General features: G+C 29.3%; 10 protein-coding genes. 4 read left to right on the plus strand and 6 right to left on the minus strand.

All coding sequences use genetic code 11. The annotated features are described in order from the left end of the window. Positions 1-81: 81 nt before the first annotated feature. Positions 82-2,508 carry a phenylalanine--tRNA ligase subunit beta gene (pheT, locus tag BTO16_RS05895; RefSeq protein WP_105021528.1) on the minus strand — a complete coding sequence of 809 codons (2,427 nt, stop codon included), beginning with the start codon at positions 2,506-2,508 and terminating at the stop codon, positions 82-84. Between the two features lie 581 nt (positions 2,509-3,089). Between pheT and BTO16_RS05900 the strand changes: the two genes are divergently transcribed. Further along, entirely contained in the window at positions 3,090-5,084 is a 1,995-nt protein-coding gene (locus tag BTO16_RS05900; RefSeq protein ID WP_105020699.1) for an LTA synthase family protein, read from the plus strand. Here the strand turns inward: BTO16_RS05900 and BTO16_RS05905 are convergent. From BTO16_RS05905 to BTO16_RS05925, 5 genes are read right to left on the minus strand one after another with little or no spacing between them, the layout of a single operon-like run. Then, positions 5,073-5,633: a phosphatase PAP2 family protein gene (locus BTO16_RS05905; RefSeq protein ID WP_105020700.1), complete on the minus strand. Its 561-nt coding sequence runs from the start codon at positions 5,631-5,633 to the stop codon at positions 5,073-5,075. The genes BTO16_RS05900 and BTO16_RS05905 overlap by 12 nt on opposite strands. 1 nt (position 5,634) lies before the next feature. After that, positions 5,635-6,792 carry a peptidylprolyl isomerase gene (locus BTO16_RS05910; RefSeq protein WP_105020701.1) on the minus strand — a complete coding sequence of 386 codons (1,158 nt, stop codon included), beginning with the start codon at positions 6,790-6,792 and terminating at the stop codon, positions 5,635-5,637. Beyond that, on the minus strand, positions 6,793-7,521 hold the full coding sequence (locus BTO16_RS05915) for an FKBP-type peptidyl-prolyl cis-trans isomerase (protein ID WP_105020702.1): 729 nt from the start codon (positions 7,519-7,521) through the stop codon (positions 6,793-6,795). It lies immediately after the preceding gene. A gap of 8 nt (positions 7,522-7,529) precedes the next feature. Then, positions 7,530-8,060 carry a gliding motility-associated peptidyl-prolyl isomerase GldI gene (gene gldI, locus BTO16_RS05920; protein ID WP_105020703.1) on the minus strand — a complete coding sequence of 177 codons (531 nt, stop codon included), beginning with the start codon at positions 8,058-8,060 and terminating at the stop codon, positions 7,530-7,532. Then, entirely contained in the window at positions 8,050-9,078 is a 1,029-nt protein-coding gene (locus tag BTO16_RS05925; RefSeq protein ID WP_105020704.1) for a DHH family phosphoesterase, read from the minus strand. Before BTO16_RS05925 ends, gldI begins: the two co-directional genes overlap by 11 nt. 79 nt (positions 9,079-9,157) lie before the next feature. Between BTO16_RS05925 and BTO16_RS05930 the strand changes: the two genes are divergently transcribed. The 3 genes from BTO16_RS05930 (at position 9,158) to BTO16_RS05940 (ending at position 12,828) form a co-directional block, all read left to right on the plus strand. After that, positions 9,158-10,201, plus strand: a complete 1,044-nt coding sequence (locus BTO16_RS05930; protein WP_105020705.1) for an alkaline phosphatase D family protein — start codon at positions 9,158-9,160, stop codon at positions 10,199-10,201. Positions 10,202-10,251: 50 nt separating this feature from the next. After that, the gene (locus BTO16_RS05935) at positions 10,252-10,671 is read left to right on the plus strand and encodes a nucleoside-diphosphate kinase (protein ID WP_105020706.1); all 420 of its coding nucleotides are present in this window, start codon (positions 10,252-10,254) and stop codon (positions 10,669-10,671) included. Between the two features lie 255 nt (positions 10,672-10,926). Further along, positions 10,927-12,828: a BspA family leucine-rich repeat surface protein gene (locus BTO16_RS05940; protein WP_105020707.1), complete on the plus strand. Its 1,902-nt coding sequence runs from the start codon at positions 10,927-10,929 to the stop codon at positions 12,826-12,828. The last annotated feature ends 54 nt before the right edge of the window (positions 12,829-12,882 follow it).

Here is a 12,882-nt window from a genome sequence, read left to right on the forward strand (position 1 = left end):
TTAATAAAGCTAGCAGAGCTGTTTTAGGCAACATTTGCTATTTATCAACTATAAAAAAAGCCCCAAAAAGGAGCTTATTAATTATCTTAAAACAGCCTCTAAATTCTTTTCGAAAGTTTGCTGTAATTTTTGCATTATTTTATCTATTTGCTTATCTTCTAAAGTTTTAGTTTCATCTTGTAAAACAAAACTAACTGCATACGATTTTTTCCCTTCAGGTAATTTATCCCCCTCATATACATCAAATAAATCAACTTCTTTTAACAAACTTTTTTCTGATTGAAAAGCTAAATTATACACTTCTTTAAATTCAATTTTACTATCTATTAACAACGCTAAGTCTCTTTTTACAGATTGAAATTTAGACAATTCAGAAACCTTAGTATTTTTCTTACTTGATAATTTTAAAACATTTTCCCAATTAAAATCAGCAAATAATACTTCTTGTTTTATACCGAATTCTTTTAATAAAGAACGTTTTACAACCCCAAAATCTACTAATTTAATTTTACCTAAACTTAAAGTAATTCCTTCTGAAAAAACATCTTCTTTAGTTGGTGTTGTTTTTAAATTATCAATACCTAATCTACTTAAAACTGAAATAATAATTCCTTTTAAATAAAAGAAATCAGAAGTTGCAGCCTTTGTATTCCATGATTCTTTTGTTCTATTACCAGTAACAAAAAGTGTTAGATGTTTATCTTCTTGGTATTTATCATTGTATTTATGATACGTTTTACCAAATTCATAAAATTTTAATGAATTATTCTTTCTATTTAAATTGTACGAAACAGATTCTAAACCACTGAACAACAGTGATTGACGCATAACTGCTAAATCAGCACTTAAAGGGTTTAACATCACAACATTTGCCTCTTCATTTAAATTTTCTGATAGGGCTGTATACGTTGCTTTTGTTAAAGAATTTGCCATGGTTTCATTAAATCCTAAAGAACTTAATTGGTTTGCAACTACATTTTCGATCTTCGTAGTATTATTAGAATCAAAAGAAATAGAAGTATTTAATTTATGAGAAAACTCAATATTATTGTATCCATAAACACGTAAAATTTCTTCAATAATATCAGCTTCACGCTGCACATCTGTTCTATAAGAAGGTATTGTTAACCCTAAACCACTTTCTGTTTCACTATTAATCTTAATTTCTAAAGAAGCCAAAATATTCTTGATCGTATCTTTCTCAATCTCCTGCCCAATTAATCGATAGGCATTTTCGTAAGAGAAAAATACTTGAAAATCTTCAACTTTAACAGGATAAAAATCAGAAACATCAGAAGCTAACTTACCACCTGCATATTCTTCAATTAACAAAGCAGCTCTTTTTAAAGCATATTCGGTACTGTTGATGTCAATTCCGCGTTCAAAACGAAAAGAAGCATCTGTATTTAAAGCATGTCTTTTTGCCGTTTTTCTGATAGAAACAGGGTTAAAATAAGCACTTTCTAAAAAGATAGAAGTAGTGTTTTCTGTAACTCCAGATTTTAATCCGCCAAAAACACCACCTAAACACAGAGGATTAGAATCTGCATCACAAATCATAATATCCTCTGCAGAAAGTTTTCTTTCTACGTTGTCTAGAGTTGTAAATTTAGTCCCCTCCTTTAACGTTTTTACTATAATTTTATTTCCTTTAACCTTTTGCGCATCAAAAGCATGAAGGGGTTGCCCCAACTCATGTAATACATAATTTGTTATATCTACAATATTGTTTTTTGGGGTAATACCGATTGCTTTTAATCTATTTTGAATCCATTCTGGAGAATCTTTTACAGTAATATCTGTAATTGAAATTCCGCAATAACGGGGCACTAATTCTTTATTTTCTATTTCTACATCAAAACGCAGCGTTCTTTCATCCACATGAAAATTACTAACAGACGGAGAAATAAATTCTAGCTTATTACCTTTTTGAATTAATCCTGCTCTTAGATCTCTAGCAACACCAAAATGGCTCATTGCGTCAGATCTATTTGGTGTTAAACCAATTTCGAAAACATAATCTGTTTCTATATTAAAAACTTCTGCAGCCGTAGTTCCTTCTTTTATGTTTTCGTCTAAAACTAGAATACCGTCGTGACCTGTTCCAAGACCTAATTCATCTTCTGCACAAATCATTCCATGGCTTTCTTCTCCTCTAATTTTTCCTTTTTTAATTATAAAACCTTCACCTTTATCATCATATAAAGTAGTACCAATCGTTGCAATAGGTACTTTTTGACCGACAGCAACATTTGGAGCTCCACAAACAATTTGTACAGGATTACCATCACCTAAATCTACCGTAGTAATTTTTAGCCTATCTGCATTTGGGTGTTGTATACAAGTTAAAACTTTACCAACAACGATACCTTTTAAGCTACCTTTAATAGATTCTTTAGTTTCTATACCTTCTACTTCTAAACCTAAATCAGTTAATAGTTCACCTACTTTAATAGCTTCCCAGTTAACTTGCAAAAATTGTTGTAACCAATTATATGATATTTTCATTTGTTTTTTTAAACATTTTATTGCTGCAAATTTAAAGTTTTTTATCAACTTAATTAACACAAAGTACCATTTAAAACTGTTTATGATAGATTGTATATCTAAAAATTATTAAAAAAATAATAAATGTCTTTTTAAAATCTAAGAATCCTATTTTTTTGATCTTTATTAACCAATAGAAGAAAAAATCTGCTCAACCTGAAAAAATAAAAAACAAGACAAAACCCTAACTTTGTAACAAAAAAAACTTAAAATAAGTTGGCCTATTTTCATTGATAAATTGTTGTAAAAAAAAAGATCCCTAAAAAGAACCTTTTAATGAAGTTTATTAAACTAAAATAGTTTCAATAGTTCTTTCTGATAAAATGAGGAGTTCATACTTAAATAATCATCCGATAAATATTTATATTTTAAAAAAAGTTTTATTCTATTAATAAGTGTGTAATAAAATATTAGCGATACTCAAACTCAATAAATTTAAAATTACCATAAACTCCTATTTTTAAGTGCAAATAATCTTATAATCAATAATTATTGATTTTACCAAGCTCAAAATAAATATCTTTGTATTATAATTTAAAGCAATGTTAAATAAAACACCTAATTACATAAAATATATTTTCAGTAATTTTATTTTACTAATTGTCTTTAATTCAATTTTTAGGATACTCTTCTATTCCTTTTTTGCTGAATTAGACAATGCAACATTATTAGAAGTTCAAAATGCTTTTTGGTTGGGTTTTAGATTTGATATTAAACTAGCTGCTATTGCAATTTTCCCATTTACTTTATTAGTTTTAATTACAAACAAACGTTTTTTTAAAAGTTCTTTTTGGAGGAAATTTGCTAACATTTACTTTGTAATAACCTACATTATATTAACAGTATTTTACGCCATTGATTTTGGATATTATGATTATTTATCAATTAGATTAGATGCAGCTTCGCTAAGGTTTTTAGAGGATTTAAAAATTTCTTCTCAAGTTTTACTAGAAAGTTACCCTGTTTTTAAAGGTTTAATAGGATTTTTGGTTCTTGGTTTTTTAATTTTCAAGATGTGTATATTTCTCTATTACAAATTTAAAAACGATGAAAGTATTATTTCTAAAAAGAGAAAAGCAATTTATTTTATAACAACATTTTTACTATTAGCCTTTAGTATTTATAATAGTTTTAACCATTACCCATTGCGCTGGAGTGAAGCTTTTTTCTCAAAAAACAACAAGGTAAATCAGTTTGCTTTAAACCCAGTTTTATACTTTTTTGACAGTTTTGCTTTTAGAAGTGAAGCTGTAAATATGGATGAATTTAAAAAATATTATCCTGTAATTGCCAAAAGATTAAACCTATCTCTAGATACTATTTCGTTTGAAAGAAAAGTGGTTTTTACAGACTCTTTAACTACAAAACCTAATGTAGTTTTTGTAATGTTAGAATCTGTTGGTGTTAAGCCTTTAAGTTACTATGGTAATGCAATAAATAGTTCTCCTATCATCGATTCTTTAATTACAAAGAGTTTAAGTTTTTCTAACTTTTACGTTCATAAATCAGGAACAGCAGCAAGCGTTTTTGCAAGTGTTACTGGCTTACCAGATATTGATGATGTAAATACAGCTTCCAGAAATCCAATGATTATTGATCAAAGAATTTTATTTGATCAATTTAATGGCTATGAAAAACTTTATTTTTTAGGAGGAAGCGCAAATTGGGCAAACATTAGGGGAATTTTTCAATCAAATATTAAAGGGTTAAGAATCTTTGAAGAAGGCAGTTATGATACTGAAAACAGAGCAGATGTTTGGGGAATTGATGATTATGAGTTATTTAATGAATCTGACAAAGAACTTAAAAAATTACACGATCAAAATAAACCATTTGTTGCTTATATTCAAACGGCTTCTAACCACATGCCTTTTACAGTACCAGACAAAAAAGAAAGCTACACTCCTATTTCTGAAGCTTCTATTTCTGAAGCATTATTAGAAAAATCTGGTTTTAAATCTGTAGCTCAATTAAATGCTTTGCGTTATTTGGATTTTAACATTGGCAAATTTTTAGAACGAGCAAAAAAATCTGGTTATTATGATAATACTATTTTTGTGTTTTTTGGTGATCATAATACAGCTATGAACAGAACCGATAAATACACCAACGAATATGATTTAAATATTCAATTGCAACATGTCCCTTTTATTATTCATGCGCCACAATTTGTAAAACCAAGAGAAATTTCTAAAAACGGAAAATTAATTGATATGTTTCCTACGGTAATCAGTTTACTAAAAATGAATCACACAAATTATACTTTAGGTAATAACCTTTTAGATAACAAACAAACAGCCTCTTTTGTCTATTTGCAAATTAATGGAGAACCCGCTGTTGGTTTGCTGCAAGATAGTTTATATTATTCTAGCACAATTGTTACTAAAACCAAAGGTTTATACAATTTGAATAGTGAAATTTTAATTGATTTGAAGGATCAATATCCTAAGAAAGCAGCAGAAATGGATAGTTTATTATCTGCTTATTACAATGCTACAAAGTATTTGTATTTTAATAATAAAAAGCTAGACAAATAGTTTGTTACAAACTTTTTGAAAGAGAAAATAATATCCGTTTGCGAGTAAAACGCCCATTAAAATACCCAATGAAATATCTATTGGATAATGAACTCCTAAATACAATCTACTGTAAGCAAATACGAAAGGAAATAGTAAAATAAGATAAATATATTTATACTTTTCTCTTAATAAAAGAATCATAAATACAGAGAAAAAAGTAGATGTTGTAGCGTGACCAGAAATAAAACTAAAACTTTGAGGATTATTTAAATGTCTTAATAAATGCTGAATCTCTGGATCATTATTAGGCCTTAACCTTTCTACCGAGTCTTTAATAAGGTTTACAAACTGATCTGAAAATGTAACTAAAACAATGAGTGATACAATTACAAAACCTCCTTTTTTTAATCCGAAGGTCTTAAAAATTAAATAAAAAATAAAAAGGAACAATGGAGTCCAAGAAAATTGGTTGGTAATTAACAACCAAAATGAATCCCATTGTTCACTTCCTAAATTATTTAAGAAAATTAGTAATTCTTTGTCTTTTTGTATAATTGAGTCGAACAAATTATTTATTTATTTCTAAAATTTCTACTTCAAAAACTAAATCTGATTTTGCAGGAAATGGTCCATATTTAGCTTCTCCATAACCTATGTAATAAGGTATAAAAAGCCTTGCTTTTTCTCCTACTTTTAAAGTTGAAACCCCCTCTTCAAAACCTGTAATCATTGGTTTTGAGGCATCGTTTAATTGAAACACAAATGGCTCTCCACTATCTTCTGTAGATTGTATTTTTTTACCATCCGCAGTATAAATTGTAAAATGAGTTTTTATTGGTTTATAATCAACCACTTTTTCTCCTTTTGGGTTTCTCTTTAACATTAAAATACCTAAACCAGAATCTGTTTTTACAGCCTTTGATTCATTCATTTCTGATGAAAACATAGCTTTATTTTCTAGGTATTTAGCATATCTTGCAATATCTGCTTCTATCTCTTTTTGCGCTCGATCTTTTTTACTTTTTGTATATTTAATTAGCTCATTTTCAAAAATTGTAGGCGCATCAAAAGATGCAGCTTTATCACCTAATCTAATTATTTTTATAGAAAGTATTGTGTCTGCTTGCTGTATACTGTTTACAACAACCATCCTAATAGAATCAATAGCATTTTTAAGCTTTTTAGAATCTTTTGCTTGCTTTTTAACGGAATTTAATTGTGCGTTGTCTAGTATTACTTTTCCAAAAACAGTGTGCTTGCCATTTAAATGAGGTATTGCTCTATGTGTTATAAAAAACTGACTACTATTTCTTTCAGGGCCACTATTTGCCATAGATAACATACCTGCATCATTATGAGAATGCAATAATTTACCATTTTCATCTTTTATAAATTCGTCTCCAAATCTATAACCAGCAGTTCCTGTACCTAATGCTGTTGGGTCTCCTCCTTGAATAATAAAGTTTGGTACAACTCTATGAAAAGTTAATCCATCATAATATTTTTTTCCTTTAAAAGAATCTAACACTTTTGTATTAGTTCCTTCTGCTAAAGAAATAAAGTTAGCAACTGTCATTGGTGCATCAGTTGCATACAACTCTAAAAAAATATTGCCTTTGTTGGTTTGTATTTCTGCATACAAACCATCATTTAAATTCTTATATTTTTCTGAGGTACAACTCGATGCAACAACTAAAGCAAAGAAAATGTAAATACCGTTTTTCATTTACTCTTTTATAATCTCTAATAATTCTACTTCAAAAATTAATGCTGAAAACGGCTTAATTAATTCGCCTCTTTGTTGAACACCGTAAGCTAAATCTTGAGGAATAAAGAATCTATATTTTGCTCCAGAATTCATTAAAGCTAAACCTTCGTTAAAACCTGGTATAAACTGATTTGCAACAGACTCCATTGGTTCTTTTCTATCTACAGAACTATCAAAAACTTGACCATCAATCGTTGTACCATGATAGTGAATTTTAATTTTTGAAGTTGGCATAGTTTTCTCTCCAGCTCCTGCTTTTAAAATAATGTATTGCAATCCACTTGCAGTAGTAACAACACCTTCTTTTGTTTTATTAACAGCTAAAAAATCTTCACCTGCTTTTTTTACATCAGCAAACTTTGCTTCTGCATCTTTGGCCGCTTTTTCTTGCGCTTCTTTTTGCTTAACTACTTGTTGTTTTTGAAAGAAATCTCTTAAAAAAGTATTTAAATCTTTTTCTGAGATTAATAGGTTTGTAGAATCCATTCCATTTCTATACCCTTGTAAAAATAAATCTGTACTAGCTTCATCAAAATTTGCTTTTACTTTAATTGCCATATCCATTCCTAGAGCATAACTCGCAGAATCAATTTCTGTCTCTAAAGATTTTACATCTGCTTTTTGTCCTTTACAAGAAGTCAAAGATGCCACTGCTACCATAATTACTAAACCTTTTAGTATTTTCATTTTTCTATTTATTTAATGTTTGTTAATGTTACTGTACTAATTATCGATTGATTTATTCCTATTTTGTTTCCGTCTCCAGTAATGCCAAAAGCGCTGTAAGAAGGAAGTACAAATGTAATGGTTTCTCCTATTTTCATCAACTTTATTCCTTTTTGTAATCCAGAAATAAAATCCTCTTTATCAATTACATAGCTTTTAATACCTAAATTTTCTTTGCTATATATTAAAGAATCGTTCAAATTTCTGATCTCATATTCAAAAATTACTTCGTTTCCGTTTACAGGAGTTGGCAAATTTTCTTCAATTTTATTGATGTAAGTGTACCAAAATCCTTGCGAAGATTGCAAATATATTTTGGTAGAATCATTTTTTATTAATTGAAGAATTTTAGCGTCTTCAATCTTGTTTAAAGAAATTGCTTCTTTAATCGTTTCTTTATATAATGTTGTGGATGGTTTTGGGTTTATAGGTTTTCTAGGTTCATTTTTTGAACAAGAATAACAAAAAAGCATCAAAAAAAACAAATACCTAATCTTCATAAGAGGTTTCTAATTCAGTTTTATAAGTTGCTACTAATGTTTTAAATTTAGTGACGGTTTCTGCTAGTGATAAATTAGATTTTCCTCCTGCTGCGTTATCATGACCTCCACCTTCAAAATGATTTCTAGAAAATTGATTTACAGAAAAGTTTCCTTTCGATCTAAAGGATATTTTTATAATTCGTTGTTCTTCGTCTTCAATAAAAATAGCCGCAAAAATAATTCCTTTTAAAGACAATGCATAATTTACAATGCCTTCTGTATCTCCTTTTTGAAAATCGAACCGTTTTTTATCTTCATCCGTTAAAGTAATATATGCTGTTTTATAAGTTGGTAAAATTTGCAAATTACTTAAAGCCTTCCCTAGTAATAACAATCTGTTGTATGAATTTGCATCATATACATTATTATGAATTCGGTCGTTTTTAGCACCTTTATCAATTAAATCGGCAATAATTCTGTGCGTTGTGCTGGTTGTAGATCTAAATCTAAAAGAGCCAGTATCTGTCATAATACCTGTGTAGATACAGGTTGCAATATCAGCATCTATTAAATCTAAGTCATTATTCATTTCAATAAATTGATAAATCATTTGACTTGTAGAACAAATTTCAACATCAGAAAACATATATTTTACGTCATCTGGTTGCTGATGATGATCAATCATTGCAAAATTATTTGGGTATTTTTCTAAAGTATGCTGCATATCAGAACCTACTCTGTGCAACGCATTAAAATCTAAAAGAAAAATTATATCTGATGCATTTATTGCTTTTTGAGACTGATTGTTTTGCCAATCAAAACGATATGTGTCGTTAGAACCTGGCAGCCAATGCAAAAATTCTGGATACTCATTGGGCACAACTACTGTTGCAATATGACCTTTTTTAACAAAGTAATGCTTTAAAGCTAATGTAGAACCCATCGCATCACCGTCAGGATTTCTATGTCCAACGATTACAATATTTCTTGGTTTTTCAAGAAAGGTTTTTAACTCTTCAATTCCTTTTAAAATCATACGCAGCGAAGATACAATTTATTAATAGTGTTCAAAATAAATTTTATGATACCTTTGTTTCCAATACTTATTCTAATTAATGAAAAATACGACACTTACAGTATGTGCTCTTTTACTTCTCAGCTTCTTTTCTTGCAAAACAATATCTAAAAAAGATATAGCAATTTCTAATGATCTAGTTGATTTTGCAATTGCGTTTGGCTCTTGTAATAAACAATACAAACCAAATATTTTATGGCAAGAAATTAAAAAAAATAAACCAGATTTATGGATTTGGGGCGGAGATAATATTTATTCGGATACAGATGATATGTCTAAAATGCAAAAAGACTATGACCTTTTAAATAAACAAAAAGGGTATTTAGAACTTGTAGCAAATTTACCTGTAATGGCTACTTGGGATGATCACGATTACGGATTTAACGATAGCGGAGTCGAATTTTATAAAAAAAAGGAAGCTCAAAAATTATTTTTAGATTTTTTTAAGGTGGATGAAAATAGTCCACTTAGAAAACAAGAAGGAATTTATACAAGCAAAGATTTTAAAACAGCAAAAGGAACTATTAAGGTGATTATTTTAGATACTCGCTATTTTAGAACTGAACTTTTAAAAGCATCCGAAGGATCAAAAAAGAGATACATTCCAAATACAGATCCAGACAGTTCGGTTTTAGGAGCTGCGCAATGGAATTGGCTTAAAAATGAACTAGATACCTCTACAGCAGATTTTAATATTATTGTAAGTAGTATTCAAATTTTATCTTCGGAACACGGCTTTGAAACTTGGGGAAATTTCCCAAATGATGTTGAAAGACTAAAAAATAGTATCGTTAAAAGTAAGGCAAAAGGAGTTTTTATGTTATCGGGAGATCGACATATTTCTGAGTTTTCAAAAACAACTGTAAACAACCTAGAATATCCTTTAATCGATTTTACGTCTAGCGGATTAACACATGCTTATGCTACTTTTGTTTCAGAACCCAATCAATATAGAGTGCAAAATGTAGTTTCAGAAATTAGTTTTGGGTTGTTGCAATTTAATTTTCAATCGAAATCTGTTCGTATGCAAATGAGAGGAAAAAACAACAAAATACTGCAAGAAATTAATCAAGTTTATCCATAATTTGTCATTTATAATAAAAGACCTACTTTTGCAAAAAATTAAAAAACAGAATGGCAACAAATAGAACATTTACAATGCTTAAACCAGATGCTGTAGAAAACGGACATACTGGCGCAATATTAGAAAAAATAAATGCTGCAGGATTTAGAATTGTAGCTTTAAAGAAAACACAAATGACAAAAGCTGATGCTGAAACTTTTTATGCTGTGCATAATGAGCGTCCGTTTTTTGGAGAATTAGTTGAATTTATGACACGTGGACCAGTAGTTGCTGCAATCTTAGAAAAAGAAAATGCAGTAGAAGATTTTAGAACCTTAATTGGTGCTACAAATCCTGCGGATGCTGCAGAAGGAACAATTAGAAAATTATACGCTACTTCTATGGGAGAAAATGCTGTACATGGTTCTGATTCTGATGAAAATGCTCAAATTGAAGGAAACTTTCACTTTTCTGGAAGAGAGCAATTTTAAGGATTTTTAATTCTTAGTTTACAACATATTTAAAAAACTCACAACGTAATTGTTGTGAGTTTTTTTGTGCTAAAAAGTAAAATTTACAAATTCTATTTAGCATTCCTTTTTATTACTTTATTACTATTTCATCTTTTAAAAAGATAATTTGTCTTTTAGAATTATAAAAAGTTATCCAATTTTTAAGGCATATAAAGAATATTCGCCTTAGGTTTGTTTCAAGAAATTCAATAATTATTTTTCCTATTAAAATTTATGCCCCTAAGAAACTTAATATTTATAGTCGTCTATAGTTTCTCCCTTTTTTTTACCAATGCACAAAATAACAACTTTACTTCTTCATGGAAAATACCAAATGGCACTTTTGAGCTACCTCTAAAAGAGTACGCAAACATTACAGTTTATTGGGGAGACGGCAGCGCTACAACCCATAAAAACGGTATATTTCCAACACACACTTACAATGTATCTGGCAGCTATAACATCGAAATTGATGTAAATGATGCAGCCAAAAATATTGGAAGCATGTTTCTGAACGGGAATCATCCTTCTAGAACGATGCTTTTAGATATTTCTAATTGGGGCGAAGGAATATGGAGTTCTTTTTTTGGCGCTTTTTTTGGAGCCAACTACTTAACAGTATCCGCAACAGATGAACCAAACCTTTCTAAAACCACTTCGATGTTTAGAGCATTCCAAAATTGTTCTTCTTTAGTAGGAACAACTTTTAAGAATTGGGACGTAAGCACCATAACAAACATGAGGTATCTATTTGCAGGTGGCAGTAAATACAAGAATATTAATAATTTTATGATTTTTAACGGAGATGTTTCTGGCTGGAACACCGCCAATGTTGCCAATATGCGCGGAATGTTTGGTAACTGCATCGCCTTTGATGTTGGTGGAACTCAAAGTTTAAATAATTGGAATACTGCTGCGGTTACTGATATGCAATTTATGTTTTCAGTTGATGTTATAGATGTTTTATTTAAAGTAAATGTTTCAAGCTGGAATACAGCTAACGTTACTAATATGATGGCTATGTTTCAGGGTAGAGCGGCATTTAATTGTGACATCAGTAATTGGAGTACTCAGAAAGTAACGGATATGTCATACATGTTTTTTGAGGCGTCGGCATTCAATAAAAATATTAATAGAAACGGTAATTCCTGGAATACAGCTGCGGTAACTAATATGTATAGAATGTTTTATAGCGCCCACTCATTTAATGGAGATATAACAAATTGGAATACGACTTCTTTACTTAATACAGAGTCCATGTTTGAAAATGCCTTTACTTTTAACCAAAATATCCGAAGAGATGGAGATATTTGGAATACGGCCGAAGTAACTAATATGAAATGGATGTTTTATTATGCGGAAGCTTTTAATGGAGATATAACAAACTGGAATACCGCTAAAGTTACCGACATGGAACTGATGTTTTATGGAGCCAAAGCCTTTAAAGAAAAACTTGAGATAGTTTCTAAAAGTTGGGACATGAAAAGGGTTAGAAATAAGGAAGTAAATAACAATCTTTTTCCATACAAAGGAGAAAATTTAAATAAAGGAAGTACCAAGCTAATTTTTAAAGAATATCTCAACTATATTTTAATATATGTCTTCATCCTTATAATTAGTATTCTTTATCTATTTCGAAAAAACATATTATCAAAATATAAAAAAAATAGCCGGTATGTTTTTAGTGATTTAATTTTAACAGATACATGGTCTATTAAACCTTTGAATACTGATTTATCAGAAATTGAAGCAAAAATATCCGAGCGTTACAATAAAAATGAAATAATTAAAGTGTTTCATCTATTTGAGCAAAACATATTTAAAGATAATATATTTGAAAAAAAAGGAGTTAACGTTAAAGAGTTTTCAAGGATAACAGGTGTTCCACTAACGCATTGTTTTTATTTGTTAAAGTTTCATATTACTAGTACTAGTTTTACAAAATTTAAAAATTATTCAAGAATTGAAGTTGCCGTTAGATTAATTGAGAATAGTTATTTGGTCAAAGGAACTTTTGAATCTTTATCTGTAGAAGTAGGGTTTGAGTCTTATAGCACTTTTTTCAATTCCTTTAAAGTACACACATCATTAACTCCAAGCGAATATGCACGTTTAAACAAAATAGAGCTTATATAAAAATTCAAATTAAGTCAATTAATTCGTTTGCTTTTTCTGCTATCAAATAATTAT

This window comes from Polaribacter glomeratus (assembly GCF_002954665.1).
In the GTDB taxonomy this organism is placed as follows: Bacteria; Bacteroidota; Bacteroidia; order Flavobacteriales; family Flavobacteriaceae; genus Polaribacter; species Polaribacter glomeratus.